Raw genomic sequence first — 17,878 nt, 5'->3', positions numbered from 1 at the left:
GAGGTAAACCGGCCGGTATCGCAACCCCTTAGGGGTTGAACACCTACGGCGTTCGGGTAGAAAAGAGGAATATAATTTTCTATTGATATGAAAATCCTACGGATTTTTTATAGTCAACCTGCTTATCGGGGATAAATTTTTAATTTGAAAATTAGCGAATTAGCAAATGGCGCGAAGCGACAATAACAGTCAACAGTTGTCAGTCAACAGTCAACAATGGCGCGAAGCGGCAAAGGCTATAAGCTAACTGCTAACAGCTAATGGCTAATTTACTGTAGAAGTTTGTTACTTTTTAGTTAAAAAGTTACGAGTGGACGAGATACGAGGTACGAGTTGTTGGCTGATGACTGCTAACTGCTAACTGTAGAAGTTTGTTACATTTTAGTTAAAATATACCTCAGTGTCTTCTCAGTGGGTACTCAGGGTAATCAAAAACATGGAGAACTTAACAGCCCTACCCTTTTGGGGTCGTTGGTGAGTCCACTGGATTACTTCGGGCTATCGCCCTACCAATGATGTGCAAAAGACCTTTTAAGACAACCTTTTTTTGATAATAATTAAATGTTAACAGCTTGCCCGATTCATTTAAAAGAGATAATTTTGCATCCGACTTATCAATTAAATAAGACTTCGAATAAATAATATAAATGAATAAAAATATATCCGATTTTGAGATAATGGCTCCTGTAGGGTCATACGATTCTTTAGCTGCGGCAATACAGGGCGGCGCCGGCTCTATCTACTTTGGTATAGAGGGACTCAATATGCGTGCCAAATCGTCAAATAATTTTACAATTGACGATTTGAAACAGATCGCTACAATATGTAAAGAAAATAACCTGAAAAGCTATCTGACAGTCAATACAATAATTTATGATAACGACATCACCCTGATGCACCAAATAGTGAATGCAGCAAAAGAAGCCGAATTATCTGCTATTATTGCCTCCGATGTAGCGGTCATGATGTATGCGCGGAGTATCGGGGTCGAAGTCCACTTGTCTACCCAGTTGAATATAACCAATACCGAAGCATTAAAATTTTACGGACAATTTGCCGATGTAGTAGTTTTGGCTCGTGAATTGAACCTTGATCAGGTAGCTGCTATCTATAAAGATATTGTAGAACAACAGATAAAAGGCCCTAATGGAGAACTGATCAGGATAGAGATGTTCTCACACGGAGCGCTTTGCATGGCTGTCTCCGGAAAATGCTATTTGAGTTTGCACGAGAAAGACCTTTCGGCCAATCGCGGAGCCTGTAACCAAATATGCCGCCGGGGATATATAGTAAAAGATAAGGATAGCGAAATAGAACTGGAGATTGACAACGAATACATCATGTCGCCCAAAGACCTGAAAACCATTCACTTTATGAATAAAATGATGGATGCAGGCGTACGGGTATTCAAAATAGAAGGCCGTGCACGTGGACCTGAATATGTACGCACCGTAGTGGAATGTTACAAGGAAGCTGTCAAATCATATTGTGAAGGAACTTTTACCGAAGAAAAAGTTGAAAATTGGGACGAACGGCTGGCCACTGTATTCAACCGCGGATTTTGGGATGGTTATTATCTTGGTCAAAGGCTGGGCGAATGGTCGAGCAATTACGGTTCGGGGGCAACCAAAAGGAAAGTATATATAGGAAAAGGACTCAAATACTTCTCAAATCTGGGAGTCGCCGAATTTCTAATGGAAACACAATCCCTTAAAGTCGGTGACGAAATACTCATTACAGGCCCGACTACCGGAGCGGTATTCCAAACAGTAGAAGAAATACGGGTTGATCTGAAACCCGTAGAAGAAACGATCAAAGGAGAGAAATTTTCGATGAAAGTGAACGAAAAAATACGGCCATCCGATAAGCTTTTTAAAATGGTAAAGGCAAACCCTAGAAAATCTTTTATATCTTAAATATCCTTTTCAGCAGTTAAGGTTTGGATAATATATCGTTGCCTAAAAGATCTTTTTATCTAAATTTGTTATCTAAACCCCTATCGTATGAAATATATTGTCATTCTGCCTCTACCTTTAATACTTGCATCTTGTAGTTCAACATCTGTGGCTAATATAGGAATCATAGGATTTATAGCCATTTTCGGCACTATGTTTCTTTTATTTGCCTTAATGTTTTTCCTTATAGCCAGAAGGAAAAAGCAAGGAGAAAAGAGCTTGGTGAAATTTAATAATGACATTTACTTTGCTCTAAACAGATTGGACACCCCTCAAGAGAAAGCCAACATGCTGAATACTCTTATCGAGAGAATCAATAACGATGAAAAGTATAAAAAGGATACAGAATGGCGCGATAAAGTATTATTGAAAGCTTATATGCATTTAGCTACCGTATACTACCATATGGGAGATGAAATGCAAACCCTGAATACCTGTTCCGAAATTATAAAACTCGATCCGAAAGATGGTATGGCATACTACAACAGAGGGTCGATATACAGTAATATGGGACTGTACGAGAAAGCCTTGCAAGACCTGAATAAAACAATCGAACTGACGCCCGATTACGCCAGCGCATACAATAACCGTGGACTTGTAAGGGAAAAAATGGAGCACTACCAAGAAGCACTAGCTGACTTTACCAAAGCCATTGAGTTGGAAGAATCTCCTATTGCTTATTATAATCGTGGAAATACCTACTACGAACTGAAAGAATACAATAAAGCCCTGGAAAACTACAACCATATTCTTCAAAATCCGGAAGATAAAGAATCGGATTTAAAAAAGGAAGTGGAACAAAGCATCAAGATAGTAGAGGAATATATGAAAAATGTCAAGTAGTAGTTATCAGTTGCCTGGCAAATTTAAAGATTTAAAAATTTAAAGATTCTTGACTACTTACTACTTACTACTTACTACTTACTACTTACTACTTACTACTTACTACTTACTACTTACTACTTACTACTTTAAACACTATACCTCTCCTTCGAGCATAGAATCCCTGTAACCAAGGAAATACAAAATACCATCAAGGCCAACCGTAGATAAAGATTGTTTCGCATTTGCCTTAACTTTAGGCTTTGCATGGAAAGCAATTCCCAATCCGGCAATCCCCAGCATCGGTAAGTCATTAGCCCCGTCGCCCACGGCGACTGTCTGACGGATATCCACTTTTTCTACCTGAGCAAGCAGACGTAGTAATTCGGCTTTACGTTTGCCATCTACAACATCGCCTACATAATTTCCTGTGAGTTTTCCGTCTTCTATCTCTAATTCATTAGCATATACGTAATCGAATCCATATTTATCTTTCAGATAGTTGCCAAAATAGGTAAATCCTCCCGACAGGATAGCCAGTTTGCAACCACTCTTTTTTAAGATACGGATAAGCCTTGTCATCCCTTCTGTGATAGGCAAGTTTTCGGCTATTTCTTTCATTACAGATTCATCCAAGCCTTTAAGCAGGCTAACACGTTTTCTGAAACTTTCCGTAAAATCAATTTCACCTCTCATCGCGGATTCGGTAATCGCTTTCACCTCCTCTCCTACTCCGGCACGTTCTGCCAGTTCGTCTATTACTTCTGTTTGTATAAGAGTAGAGTCCATATCGAAACAGATAAGACGCCGCATACGGCGATACATATTCTCTACCTGAAAGGCGATATCGATTCCCATCTTGTCGGCAAGGCTCATAAAATCGTGTTTCAACTGCTGAACATCATCGACAGTACCTCTGATAGACAACTCAATGCAAGAACGGCTTTGTCGTTCCGAAGCATTTAAAGGAACACGTCCGGTAAGACGAATTATTTTTTCAATATTCAGCTTATATTTCTGACTAATTTTTGCTACGGCTGATATATGAGTGGGATTCAAGGTTCTGCCCAAAACAGTCACTATATAGCGATTCTTCGTTCCCTGCAAGTTTACCCAACGCATGTACTCATCTTTCTCGATAGGTGAAAAACGGATGATAACGCCTAGCTCGGTAGCCTTGAATAGCAGGTCTTTTATTACATCGCCTGCATTCTTCGCCTCGAACATAATGGCCAGAGATAACGAATGATGAATATTAGCCTGCCCTATGTCAAGAATATTCGCATCGTGTTGAGCTAATACAGCTGTCAAAGCAGCTGTTACTCCCGGTTTATCTTCTCCCGATAAACTCGCCAATATAATTTCTGATTCTTCCATTCGTCTGAACGTATTATAATAAAAAAGATATAGAGAATATTCTATATCTTATCTTGATTCTGTCAATTTCTTTTCAGCCGCAACGACCTTATCGAAGTCAAACTGATCGACAATTTGCTGCTTAAGCAGTTCAATTCTATCATTACACAAGTTGCCTATACTACCTTCATGGGTATGGGCAACCTTCTTGTTATGCTTAAAGTTACCTTTCTCTATTTCCAGTCCCACCTGCTTATAGGCATCCCTGAAAGGCACGCCTTCCAGAACTAAGCGGTTTACTTCTTCTACACTGAATATCAACAAATATTTAGGATCATCCAGTATATGCCCGTTTATATTCACTTCGCCCATCATACGGGCAACCATTTGCAAACAATCGTTCATCTCTTCGAAAGAAGGGATAAACAATTCCTTTATTATCTGCAAATCGCGGAAATAGCCTGAAGGCAGATTATTAATTATTAGTGTAATATCGTTAGGTAATGCTTGCAGTTTATTACATTTTGCACGTGTTAGTTCAAATACATCCGGATTCTTTTTATGCGGCATAATGCTCGAACCGGTAGTATATTCATCCGGCAATTTCACAAATCCGAAGTTCTGGCTGTTGAACATACATGCATCGAACGAAAGTCTGGACAATGTACCCGCAATACTTGCAATAGCAAAAGCGACAGTACGCTCCATTTTACCACGCCCCATCTGTGCATAGACTACATTATAATCCATAGAATCGAAGCCCAGCAAATCGGTCGTCATTTGACGGTTTAACGGAAACGATGAGCCATAACCCGCTGCCGATCCCAAAGGATTTCTATTACAAATTTTATAAGCAGCGAGCAACACTTGCAGATCGTCGACAAGGCTCTCTGCATAAGCGCCAAACCAAAGGCCAAAAGACGAAGGCATTGCTATTTGCAGATGCGTATATCCCGGCATCAAAACATCCTTATATTTATTACTTTGACTAAGTAATACATCGATTAGTTTTGAAACCGAATCTACAAGCATATGAATACGATCGCGAGTAAAGAGTTTCAGGTCAACCAAGACTTGATCGTTACGCGAACGTCCGCTATGTATTTTTTTGCCTATATCTCCCAACTCGCGGGTAAGCATAAGCTCCACCTGGGAATGTACATCTTCTATACCATCCTCTATTTCAAATTTACCATCAATAGCCTGTTGGTAAATGTTTTTTAGTTCCTTAAGTAAAAGGGGAAGCTCTTTTTTATCAAGTAAACCAACGGATTCCAGCATTGTAATATGCGCCATAGATCCTAATACGTCGAAAGGAGCTAAATACACATCCATCTCGCGATCGCGGCCTATGGTATAAGATTCCACATCTTTGTTTACCTGAGTGCTTTTTTCCCAAAGTTTCATCAGCTTATTCTTTTGATCCTTTCAATATTTCGGAATATGGCAAATCAGCCAATCCTTCAGCCACTTTATCCAGGCCAGCTTGTAATGGCTTAGAAACCATCGGTTTGAGAAAAGGATTTAAATCAGCTTTGATGGTCAATTTCATCTTAGTTTCATTATCTGCCGTAGCTACAAGTTGTATCCACATATTAACATCAAAAGGCAATTTCTCCGATTGAAATTTAATCGTTTTATTGGGTTCACGTTCAACAACAACAAACTTAACCTTACCTATAGGATCTACATTTACCGAACATGAATCCTGATCGAACGTCAAATCTTTTACTGCATTTTGAGGTATTTTATCCTTAGCCAACTCCAGATTGTTTAAATCGGAAAGTACGGCAAATATATCCGCGTCAGAATATGGTATTGTTTTTACTTCACTTACAAATTCAGCCATCCGGTAGTATTAATTTATTTCCAATCCGCGGGAGCTTTTCTCCACTCTTGCAAAGTATCAAGGTCAGATTCTGCAATATAATTAGTACGCAATGCCTCACGAAGGACAGCATCGTAGTTGGTCAATGTGATAAGCTCCACACCTGCTTTCTTAAAATTTTCTGTTGCAACAGGAAATTCATAAGTAAAGTTGGCAACCATACCTATAACCTCCGAACTATCGCGACGGATTGCCTCTACAGCTTTCAGACTGCTTGTACCGGTAGAGACAAGATCTTCGACTACCACAACTTTGCTACCCGGTTTTAGTTCCCCTTCTATCAAATTTTCTAAACCATGATCTTTAGGCGTAGCACGAATATATACAAAAGGTAGTCCTAATGCATCGGCGACTAAAGCGCCGGGAGCTATAGCGCCCGTAGCCACACCGGCAATAGCATCTGCTTCCGGGAAATTTTCAAGTATAAGCCGGCTCAATTCGGTCTTTATAAATGTACGTATACGAGGATACGATATGAGTTTTCTGTTATCACAATAAATTGGAGATTTCCATCCCGAGGCCCATGTAAAAGGGTTGGACGGTTGTAGTTTGATAGCTCTTATACTAAGTAGTTTTTCGGCTGTCAGCTTTTCTAGGGTATTCATTTTGTTCGAATAAAATAACAACAATCAATATTATTAGCTCACAAATATACAACTAATAGACAAAATAAAAGAAAATATGACAGAAAGAAAATGTGAAATAAAATGTATTACAAAAAAGAAAGGAACCGCTAAAAAGCAATTCCTTTCCTATATAAAAGTCGTATTGGCGGATATACCGAAACTCCGTAAAACAGGATTTGAGTGCTTCGACCCCTTTGTAATCCACCGCGCTAAGCAACCCGAAGGTGTGGCCCGCCATTGGAATCAAAAGCTTGTCTCGGTCATTTTATTAATTGATGAGCTTCCCAATCGACCAATACGACCTAAGCTGTCATCGAAATTCTATACCAAAGGTACCAAGTATATTCTCAGAAACCAAATAAATTCTCAATATTTTCCTGTTTAGGCTTCGTACTGCACCCACAATTTGAACATCCGCAGCTATCCTTTTGTTCATTTTTCGAAAAAAAGAATCCGTATATTTTGTATGCAATTACCAAAGCTATAAATACTCCTATTATCCCAACGATTATCTCTTGAACCATCCTATTTAGAATTATTATGGATAACAAAGTTATATAAGAAAGAGTAGATACAACGTTAATACGGGGTTAAAAGAAATAAAAAAGAGGATGATTTCTCACCCTCTTTTTTTTATATAATTTGCACAGTCTATTTTCAATATCCCGGATTTTGTTGTTCCTTAATTACCGGATTAGCATTAACCTCAGTAACAGGTATCGGCAAAATCGCCCTAAAATATGTCCTGTCAAACCGTCTTGATTCAGGTACTGTCAATATGTAGTGGCGGCCTCTGTTGGCTTCGTCTGTATATCGTGTGATTGTCTGATTATTACGCATCGCATCAAAGAAACGGTGGCCTTCTCCAACAAGTTCTTTGCGACGTTCTTTCAATACACGGTCTAACGATATGTTAGCAGTGGTGAATGTTTCGGTAGTTGCCGGATTTGCACGTTGCGCAATAGCTTTCACATAATCGGCAGCAGTCTGTAAATTAGCACCACCCAATTTGAAGGCAGCTTCGGCACCATTCAGGTACACCTCCGAAAGACGAAGAATAGGTATATTGGCAATAGGTATCTGAGAACCTGTTTTCCCACTGAACTTATTACACCATACTTTTGCCGTACCATATAGATTCTTCATAGGGTCTGTGTGAGAAGCTAAAACAATTGAATGACGAACGTCAGCCGGGTCTTCATCCAACAAATTAGAGAATGCCGTAGTTACGACCATATCACTGTAACCATCTTCGCTCATCAGGTAACCAATACCTTCACGGTCACCCCAGTCTGAAGTGTCAGTATTAATAATTTCAAAAATAACTTCAGAAGTACCTTCCTTCGACCAAACGCTTCCATATTCTGCATTCGTCCATAACTCATAAGGTGAATTGGTAATGATATCTTTAGCCAGTGTTAAAGCGTTCTGATTATCGCCCTTATATAAATATACGCGGCAAAGAAGAGCCTTAGCTGCCCAAACATTGATAGTACCAAGTTCGGCGGATGTCGATAAATCATTTGATGCAATAGCATCGGTCAAATCTTTGATCACCTGATCATATACCTCGGCCACTGTATTACGACCCGGTGTAGCGGAAGGTGCAAGCGGTTCTGTAACAATAGGGACCCCCAAAGACGCGCCATTATCAGCAGTATAAGGATTTCCATAAACACGTACCAAGTCGAAGTGCACCAATGCCCTCACAACCAATGCCTGAGAGCGTAAATCACCGATCTCCTCCGCCGTAGCATCCGTTACCTTGCCTTCATCTAATGCCTTTATCAGGTTATTGGCACGCCGATTGGCATCGTAAGGAGTAGCCCAAATAACAGGAGCATCATCTGCCGAATAGCGCATTTCGTAGCAAGAAGAGGTTCTCTTTCCTGCATCTTGCGCTTGCATATCATCACCGCGGACATCACCGTAATAAACCATACGGGATGCATAGTATGTAGTTCTGCCCGAAGCACCTTGCAGTCCGTCATACATACCGACCAAAGCAGCCACAGCATCGTTATAGCCGGTTATTGCTTGGTCTGTGGATATGGCTGTATATTGCTTTGTGTCTAAATAATCAGAACACGAAGCCGCTGTAATAGCCACTATGGCTAACAGAAGTATTTTAAATTTATTTTTCATCGTTTCCTTATTTTCTAAATTAAAACTCTAACTCAATACCGAACGTAACAGTCTTCATAGGAGGTGTTTCAAACGTTACCTGACCATTGATAGGAGTTTCGGGATCTAAGTATAAACCCGATTTCTTAAACGTCAATAAATTGGTAGCTGATGTATATACACGTGCTTTGCCAAAACCAATCTTTTTCAAAATATTTGTAGGTAAAGAATAGCCCAAAGTGACGCTTTTTAAGCGTAAATGATCGGTTGAATATAACCAACGCGATGATACTGTATTTACATTACCATATACAAATTGCGGCAATTTTGCATTATCGCCTGCCTTTTGCCACATATCTTCTATTTTGTAGTAAGACGGTAATTGGGCTCGATAATTATATGTTCCACCATTGGTCTGCAACCATGTGGCATAATCGTATACGTGGCCACCTAAAGAGTAAGTGAAGACAAATGAAAAGTCGATACCTTTGTATAAAAACGAGTTGGTGATACCTCCTGTTACTTCAGGCGTAACGGAACCTAAATTGATTTTATCCGCTTGTGCCCTGTCGGTGGTAATTTCACGCTCATGACCTTCTTTGTTAATATAGAATGATTCTTTACCTGTGGCAGGATCAACTCCTGCATATTCGTATGCATAAATAGAGTATAAAGGTTTTCCCTTTTCCATAATAGTTACACCACTAATCTCAGGATCGTCTGTATTGCTGATTTTTTTTACCTCATTTTTGTTGTAAGCAAGGTTAAACGAACTTGACCATGCAAAACCGGATCGTTGTATATTCTGGCTCTTGATATCCAATTCAAATCCTTTATTATTTATCAACGCAATATTAGTCCAAGCATCAGAAAATCCGGTTGTTTGCGAAACAGGAACTCGATATAACAAATCTTTAGTATTTCTATTATAATAATCCAAGGTCACATTAATGCGATCAATGAACGAAAGGTCGAGGCCGATGTTCGTTACAGCGTTCTTTTCCCATTTTAATTCATCATTCTGAATACTTGTTTCATTTGAACCTACCATGCCATTATAATTCGCACCAAAGCCAAAAACACCCTGATAAGCGTACCAGTTAGTCGGCAAATTACCGTTAGTACCATAAGATACCCTAAGCTTGGCATCATTTACTATTTTACTTATCTCCGGCGTATAAAACGACTCACCGGAAATACGCCACGCACCGGATACAGAACCAAAGCCACCCCAACGGCTTACGCTTGACAAGCGTGATGTTCCATCTCTACGGAAACTTGCACTCAGGTAATATTTATCGGAATATGTATAATTGATACGTCCCAGATAAGACATCATGCGCACTTCTTCTTTTCCGGTCTCTGCATCTCTTTCTGCAGCACTTGCAATCTCTCTCAGCGTATAATTAGGAAAATCATAACCCATCATGTAAGCATAGCTATAATCTGTACCTTCTGTTTCAAAAGCAACCAAGGCATCCACTGTATGTAATTTAGCAAAAGTCTTTTGGTAAGCCATTTGAACCTGAGATCCAAGTGTCTCATATTCTGATATATAAGTCTGATTCAAGCCATTATAATTCTTTCCGTCACCTGTACGGCTATCCCACCAAGCAACTTCTTTATTCCTCAAATAATCATAGCTTAATCTTCCGCTCAACACCAGATTGTCCCATAGGCGGTATCCGGCTTTTAATGAGGAGGTCGAACGAATCATACCGGCATCGTTATAATTGTAAACCATACTGGCCAAAGCATTAGAGGTAGCACTCGCAGGAGAGTTTCCATAGTTAAATGTACCGTCAGGATTGTAAGGATCGAAAGCCGGGCTAGAGCCCAAACCAAATGCAGCCATGATAGGGCTGGCATACGATGTATTTTCGTTACTACGCAATTGCCGCGATTTTGCAACAAGCGCATTCCCTTCCAAAGTTAACCTGTCTGACTGGTGGGTTACATTTACCCTTCCGGTATAACGTTTAAATTCCGATTGTTTGGAAATACCTTCCTGATCGGTATGTCCTAATGAAGCAAAAAACTTCGTTTTGCTATCACCGCCTCTTACACTAAATTCATAATTACTGTGTGCAGCTTTACGCAATACTAAATCTTGCCAATCTATCCAGCCGTTAGCAGGTTTGTTAGAGTACTTATTAAAGGTAGCGTTATTTAATAAAAGATTTTCAGCAGCCGCAGCTGACTCTGACGGAGCCGTACCGTTATTTTCCAGATAATTTTGCAAACCAAGCTTCAATATACTTCTCCGTGTATCTCCATCCAATGTTTCACGCCAATTGCCAATGGCTATATCGGAACTACCCCAGTCAGCTTTCATACTTACAACCGGTTTACCTGCGCTTCCCTTTTTGGTAGTAATTATAATCACCCCGTTTGCCGCACGAGACCCATACAAAGAGGCTGCCGCGGCATCCTTAATCACAGTAATATTCTCAATATCGCTCGGATTGATCATTGACAAAGGATCTGTACCTGATTGAGCATAAGTAAATTCAGAAACATCACCCGTATAAATAGGCACACCGTCTATTACATATAAAGGATTGCTCGATGCATTGATAGAGCCCGTACCTCTGATCCGCACAGATGTATAACCACCAGGTTGTCCCGCGTTTGCAGAAACCTTCACCCCGGCTATAGAACCAGCCAATCTTGATTGGACGGTTTCGGACGGAGTATCTTTGACGTCATTTGTTCCGATCGTTGAAGCAGCTCCAGTAAACGAGGATTTGCGGAAATTACCATAACCCGTTACAATAACTTCTTCTAAAAGCTTACTATCAGATTCCATTACAACCTGCATACCTTGTACAGGGCGAGCCTCAACAGTTTTCATCCCCACCAATGTAAATACCAGTGTATTTCTTCCATCAGGAACATTAATTGAAAATTTACCGTCAATATCGGTAATTGTTCCAACTGTAGTTCCTTTTACTACTACAGAAGCACTAATAACCGGCTCACCAGCATCGTCTATTACAACACCAGAAATCCGAGTTGTTTGTGCAGTAATAAATCCTATACTTAATAATAAGCAGGATAAAATCAACATTACTTTTTTCTTCATACAAACACTACTTTTTGTTAGTTTAAATTTCAATCCGACGCTTCATTTTAACAATTTGCTTCCATTTCGGGCATTTTAGCATCAGTTTGCTGTCTGAGATACAAAATTAGACAATTTTCACGAAAAAACAAACTTTTGATTAATTTATACAAAATATGACATTTTGAAAGAGGATGCTAACAAACAAGAGATGAATAAATTATTGGAAGCAGTTATTTATGTTAAATATCGGATATTATGTAAATATTTATATATATTATGTAAATAAAGGAAGACTATATTAGAGTGTTTTCTTCGCCCGAAAGAGTACTTTTAACATTTAAAATTCTTATTTCACGCAAAAAGGCAAAAAAAGGCAGCATTTACCACCTTTTAAGACCAGAATACACTATAACAATTCAAATAATAGTAAAAGATAAGAATTAAGACAAAATTTACAGCATATTTCCAATCTGATATACCATAAAGGAAACTATCCACGCCAACGAAGTAGTATAAATCACACTAAAAACACCCCACTTCCATGAGCCGGACTCCTCCTTTATGGCAGCTATCGTAGCGACACATGGAAAGTAAATCAGCACAAAAAGTAGCAAACTGACAACTACCAAAGGTGTAAAAGTAGGAGTACCGTCAGCCTTAGTCTCACTCAACAGCCGCGTCTCCAATGTTTCCTGACTATCAGGATCTCCTGTATAGAGAACCCCCAATGTACTAACTACGACTTCTTTTGCCGCCATTCCCGAAAGCAGGCTCACGCTAATCTTCCAATCAAATCCTAAAGGACTCATAACGGGCTCTATAGCTTTGCCTACACGTCCGATATATGAATTTTCCTGATGAGCTATATTTCGCTGATCTTCAATCTGCTCTATCTGCTCGTTTTTTTGTTCTTCACCTACAACCTTATTTTCATACTGAAGCTCGACATCAGCCACCTTCGCATCAAACAATGCTTCACGCTCTTTATCTTGAGGAAAATAGCCTAGAAACCAAATTATAATAGATGCAATAAGGATTACCCCTCCCATTTTCTTTAAATATTGCTGCGATTTGTCCCACATATGTATTGTCACAGCTTTTAATGTAGGCATACGGTATGGCGGTAACTCCATCACAAAAGGAGTATCCTCTTTAGGAAACAAGAATTTCTTAAATAATCTGGCTGATATAACAGCTAATAATATACCTGTAAAATATAACCCAAACAACACCAAACTGGCATATGATTTGAAGAAAACCCCTACAAACAATAAATAGACCGGCAGACGGGCACTACAAGACATGAAAGGGTTAACCAGCATTGTAACCATCCTACTATTGCGGCTTTCGATTGTACGGGTAGCCAGTATAGCGGGGACATTGCAGCCAAAGCCCATCACTAAGGGAATAAAGGATTTCCCGTGCAACCCCATCTTATGCATGACTTTATCCATAATAAAGGCAGCCCGGGCCATATAGCCCGAATCTTCCATAAAAGATATAAACGCATACAATATTAGTATATTGGGTAAAAATACTATAACACCCCCTACTCCGCCAATTATTCCATCCACAACCAAATCCTTAAGCATTCCGTCAGGCATGATTCCCCGTACCAAATTGCCAATATATGTCACGCCCGATTCGATCCACTCCATAGGATACCCACCCAGCCGGAATGTACACTCGAACATAACCCACATAAAAAAGAAAAACAAAGGAAATCCTATATATTTATTCGTAACAGCAGCATCTATAATACGAGTAATATCAGACTCATTCGTTTTTTCTTTTAATGTTTGCTTCAATCCTCCGGCAACGAACCCATAACGGGCATTTGTCAATACAGACTCGGTATCTTCTTTCAAGGTTTCCTCTATATTCTTTACTTCCGAATCCCTTAAGGCAAGCAATTTTTCTTCATTAGCGAGAGTGGAGACATATTTTTCTATGTCTTTATCCTTTTCTATTAATTTAACCGCAATATAACGCCGGGGAAATAACAGTGTGTGATTGGTTTGCTTTTCCAGCAAAATTTTCAACTTACTAATCGCATTCTCTACCGTATTGCCATAATATACATGTACCCTTTTTACAACAGGCTCTTTATCTTCATAAACACGAATAACCGCATCGAATAGATCCTCAATACCAACTCCAGACTTGGCAACAGTAGGTACCATAGGAATTCCTATCATTTTCGATAAAGCCTGATAATCAAATTCACTACCTGCATCTTGCAGCTCATCATACATATTGAGTGCAATCACCGCAGGAGCTTCCATGTCTATCAGTTCGGTAGTCAAGTACAGGTTACGCTCAAGATTCGATGCCGCTACTATATTTATTATAACATCCGGCCTATCTTCAACAATATGTTTCCTTACATATAATTCTTCCGGGGTATAAGCTGACAAAGAGTATGTGCCGGGTAAATCTACTATCCGGAAAACATACCCTCCATGTTTAAATTTCCCTTCTTTAGAATCGACAGTCACGCCGCCATAGTTTCCTACATGCTCATGCGCTCCCGATGCAATATTAAACAAAGACGTTTTCCCTGCATTAGGATTTCCCACCAATGCGACTTTAATAATCTTTTTGTCGTCTACAGGTCTATTCACCGATTGATGAATCTCCTGATACATAATTTCGGAATCAAAAGCAGATTTCTCCAGATAATGTTCTACTTCTTTATTATCAGGATAAACAACTTCTATAAGGGCCGCTTCGCTACGACGAAGAGACACCTCATAATCCATAATTTTATATTTGATTGGATCTTTAAGGGGAGCATTTAAAATAACCTTAATCGTTTTTCCTTTAATGAAGCCCATTTCGAGAATGCGCTTACGAAAAGCTCCACTGCCGTTAACGCGTACAATAACACCTTTTTCCCCGGTCTTGAGATCAGATAAATGCATATTTCATTTATATTATTGGAGTACAAAGATGCGTATTTTTTATTAGAAAACAATCTTTATTTAGAATGAATATAAAAAGGGAATAGTCTGGGTTTAGCATATAATAAAACAATGCAAAGAGAAGCAATCAATGACAAAACCCCATATCCACTTTCGCAAGCAAACTATTGAGATAAAAACACTTGTTAATTTAAAGATATAAGTCATTGCAGGATAATAAATGCCCAATAAATCCTTAGTCACTTCTCTAATGCATTGCTATACAATTATGTTGATTATTTGATAGTAGTTATATAATATCATGTTCAGTTTATGCTAGTCCAAAATAGTTTGTAAAAGGCAAATAATTCCTCTAGTCATTGCAAATTTAGTTATAATTTTCTTTTATCAAAAAAATCCGGCAATGTTTTAAATCATAAGAGTATAATTTTTAGAAATAGTTATCTTTGCATGTTAAAATAAATATAGTGATATATCCTGAAAATTTTGAATTCAAAATAGGATTCGACAAAATACGTCAATTACTCACATCGAAATGTCTGAGTAGTCTTGGTGAAGAGAGAGTGGAAAGCATGATGTTTTACACTGATTATGAATTCATAACAGCATCTTTATCTCAAACAGAAGAATTTATAAGGATTATACAAGAAGAAGATAATTTTCCTACCAATTATTTCCTGGATGTTCGACAATCTTTAGCGAGTATAAAAGTTGAAGGAACGTGGATAGACGAAAGTGATCTGTTTGATTTGAGACGTTCTCTGCAAACGATAAAAGAAATAGTTAGTTTTCTTAAAAAAGAAGAGGAAGAGAATACCCCTTATCCATGTTTGTATAAATTAGCCGGAGAAGTAACTGTATTTCCTCAACTAATTAGCCGGATAGACAATATTCTCGACAAATTCGGGCGGATAAAAGATAATGCTTCCAGTGAATTGAGCCGTATTCGAAAAGAAATAGCACATGTATCCGGTGGTATATCCCGTAGCCTGAACGCTATTCTCCGCGCAGCGCAAAACGAAGGGCTGGTAGAAAAAGATGTAACTCCGACCATGCGGGATGGCAGGTTGGTTATACCTGTTGCACCTGCCTTCAAACGTAAAATAAAGGGGATCGTGCATGACGAATCGGCGTCGGGAAAAACTGTTTTTATAGAACCGGCCGAAGTAGTGGAAGCCAACAACCGTATACGTGAACTGGAGAGTGAAGAACGACGCGAGATAATAAAGATACTGATTGCTTTTACTGATACTTTACGCCCATTGGTCCAAGATATTATCCAGTCTTACGAATTTTTGGCTACTATCGATTTTATCAGGGCTAAAGCCACTTTTGCCATAGATATTGAGGCTATTAAGCCATCTATCGAAAACAAACAGATTATAAGATGGTACAGGGCAAAGCACCCTCTATTATTGATTTCGCACCGGAAACAAAACAAACAGATAGTGCCCCTTGACATCGAATTGGAAGAAGACAACCGTCTGTTAATAATATCAGGACCTAATGCCGGAGGAAAGTCTGTCTGTCTAAAAACAGTCGGGCTATTACAATACATGGTACAATGCGGCATTCCAATTCCACTTGCCGAAAATTCGATAGTAGGGATATTTGACAATATATTTATCGATATCGGCGACGAACAATCTATTGAAAACGACTTAAGCACATATAGTTCACATCTGACCAATATGAAATATTTTGTCAGAAACTGTGACAACAAAACGATTCTGCTCATAGACGAGTTTGGAGGTGGAACAGAACCTCAGATCGGGGGGGCTATAGCCGAGTCATTACTTAAACGTTTCAATGAGAAAGGCGCGTTCGGTGTAATCACTACCCACTATCAGAACCTGAAACATTTTGCAAATGAAAATAAGGGTGTAATAAACGGCGCCATGCTTTATGACCGGCATCTTATGCAACCTTTATTTACTCTATCTATCGGGAATCCGGGAAGTTCATTCGCTATAGAAATAGCACGAAAAATAGGATTACCCGAAGATGTAATAAGCGATGCCTCCGGTATTGTTGGCAGCGACTACATAAACATGGATAAATATCTGCAAGATATTGTCCGCGATAAACGTTACTGGGAAACAAAAAGACAGAATGTCCGTCAGAAAGAAAAACGACTGGAAGAAATAACAGAAAATTACGAAGCTGATTTATTAGAAATAGAAAAGCAACGAAAAGAAATTATCCGTCAAGCAAAAGCCGAAGCCGAAAGACTATTATCCGAGGCTAATGCTAAAATAGAAAATACGATACGTACCATCAAAGAATCTCAAGCCGAAAAGGAAAAAACGAAGCAGGCAAGACAAACTCTTGGGGAGTTCAAATCGTCATTAAAACACGAAGAAAATTTAACCGACGAAAAAATTACCCGAAAAATACAGAAACTAAAAGACAAAGAGAAGAATAAGAAGCAAAAGGATAAACAAGTAAAAGACCAAAAGAATACGACCATTGTATCTGTAGGAGACAATGTACGCATAAAAGGTCAATCTTCTGTAGGACAGGTTCTCGATATACAAAAAGGGAATGCAACGGTTGCATTCGGAATGATAAAATCGACAGTTAAACTCGAAAGCTTGGAATACGTCAGTAAGAATCAAATTAAGCGGGATCAAAAAAGCACTTTGGTCAATGCCGCTGTCAGCGACGACATGCGAAACAAAAAGCTTAATTTCAAACAAGATATTGACATCCGTGGTATGCGTGGAGATGAAGCATTACAAGCTGTTATGTATTTCATTGATGACGCGGTGCTTGTCGGTATGTCACGGGTACGTATATTACATGGAACAGGAACAGGAGCATTGCGGCAAATTATCCGTGATTATTTACGCACGGCTTCGGGAGTTCAAAACTATCAGGACGAGCACGTCCAATTCGGAGGTACGGGCATAACCGTTGTCGACCTCATCTAAAAGTATAAAAAAGTCATCCTTAAATAGATAAAAAATCAGGGCAAAAAAAAATGAAGAATTAAAAATCGTTAGTTTGTATTTTATAAAAAAGAAAGATAAAGGAAACTCCAAATTGAATATCTTTCCTGGATAAAAAAGCTCCATCTGCTGCATTAACTTTTAATTAGAAAAAGACAGGATCTA

General features: G+C 39.0%; 11 protein-coding genes. 4 read left to right on the top strand and 7 right to left on the bottom strand.

Annotation, left to right across the window (positions count from 1 at the left end; all coding sequences use genetic code 11):
• Positions 1 to 647: 647 nt before the first annotated feature.
• A complete protein-coding gene (locus ACYPZI_RS07490; RefSeq protein ID WP_459600188.1) occupies positions 648 to 1,916 on the top strand; it encodes a peptidase U32 family protein in 1,269 nt (422 codons plus the stop codon).
• An 87-nt stretch (positions 1,917 to 2,003) separates the two neighbouring features.
• Positions 2,004 to 2,798 (top strand): tetratricopeptide repeat protein, encoded by a 795-nt coding sequence (locus tag ACYPZI_RS07485; RefSeq protein ID WP_459600186.1) that lies wholly within the window; start codon positions 2,004 to 2,006, stop codon positions 2,796 to 2,798.
• A 135-nt stretch (positions 2,799 to 2,933) separates the two neighbouring features.
• On the opposite strand, the gene serB is transcribed toward ACYPZI_RS07485, so the two are convergent.
• From serB to pyrE, 4 genes are read right to left on the bottom strand one after another with little or no spacing between them, the layout of a single operon-like run.
• Positions 2,934 to 4,154: a phosphoserine phosphatase SerB gene (gene serB, locus ACYPZI_RS07480; protein ID WP_459600184.1), complete on the bottom strand. Its 1,221-nt coding sequence runs from the start codon at positions 4,152 to 4,154 to the stop codon at positions 2,934 to 2,936.
• 48 nt (positions 4,155 to 4,202) lie between these two features.
• Positions 4,203 to 5,540, bottom strand: coding sequence for an argininosuccinate lyase (gene argH, locus ACYPZI_RS07475; RefSeq protein ID WP_459600183.1), 1,338 nt, complete (start codon positions 5,538 to 5,540; stop codon positions 4,203 to 4,205).
• Positions 5,541 to 5,544: 4 nt separating this feature from the next.
• Entirely contained in the window at positions 5,545 to 5,982 is a 438-nt protein-coding gene (locus tag ACYPZI_RS07470; protein WP_459600181.1) for an SRPBCC family protein, read from the bottom strand.
• A gap of 14 nt (positions 5,983 to 5,996) precedes the next feature.
• Positions 5,997 to 6,626 carry an orotate phosphoribosyltransferase gene (gene pyrE, locus ACYPZI_RS07465; protein ID WP_459600179.1) on the bottom strand — a complete coding sequence of 210 codons (630 nt, stop codon included), beginning with the start codon at positions 6,624 to 6,626 and terminating at the stop codon, positions 5,997 to 5,999.
• Between the two features lie 76 nt (positions 6,627 to 6,702).
• On the opposite strand from pyrE, the gene ACYPZI_RS07460 reads away from it, so the two are divergent.
• Complete coding sequence (locus ACYPZI_RS07460) at positions 6,703 to 7,032, top strand: hypothetical protein (RefSeq protein ID WP_459600177.1); 330 nt, start codon at positions 6,703 to 6,705, stop codon at positions 7,030 to 7,032.
• 272 nt (positions 7,033 to 7,304) lie between these two features.
• On the opposite strand, the gene ACYPZI_RS07455 is transcribed toward ACYPZI_RS07460, so the two are convergent.
• From ACYPZI_RS07455 to feoB, 3 genes are all read right to left on the bottom strand, one after another.
• The gene (locus tag ACYPZI_RS07455; protein WP_459600175.1) at positions 7,305 to 8,792 is read right to left on the bottom strand and encodes a RagB/SusD family nutrient uptake outer membrane protein; all 1,488 of its coding nucleotides are present in this window, start codon (positions 8,790 to 8,792) and stop codon (positions 7,305 to 7,307) included.
• A 19-nt stretch (positions 8,793 to 8,811) separates the two neighbouring features.
• Positions 8,812 to 11,856 (bottom strand): SusC/RagA family TonB-linked outer membrane protein, encoded by a 3,045-nt coding sequence (locus ACYPZI_RS07450; protein WP_459600173.1) that lies wholly within the window; start codon positions 11,854 to 11,856, stop codon positions 8,812 to 8,814.
• Between the two features lie 434 nt (positions 11,857 to 12,290).
• Positions 12,291 to 14,762 carry a ferrous iron transport protein B gene (gene feoB / locus ACYPZI_RS07445; RefSeq protein ID WP_459600171.1) on the bottom strand — a complete coding sequence of 824 codons (2,472 nt, stop codon included), beginning with the start codon at positions 14,760 to 14,762 and terminating at the stop codon, positions 12,291 to 12,293.
• Between the two features lie 467 nt (positions 14,763 to 15,229).
• Between feoB and ACYPZI_RS07440 the strand changes: the two genes are divergently transcribed.
• Positions 15,230 to 17,695, top strand: coding sequence for an endonuclease MutS2 (locus tag ACYPZI_RS07440; protein ID WP_459600169.1), 2,466 nt, complete (start codon positions 15,230 to 15,232; stop codon positions 17,693 to 17,695).
• Positions 17,696 to 17,878: the final 183 nt, after the last annotated feature.

This window comes from Dysgonomonas reticulitermitis (assembly GCF_054601275.1).
Note: the sequence above shows the minus strand (reverse complement) of the source record. Positions and strands in the feature narration are given on the sequence as shown.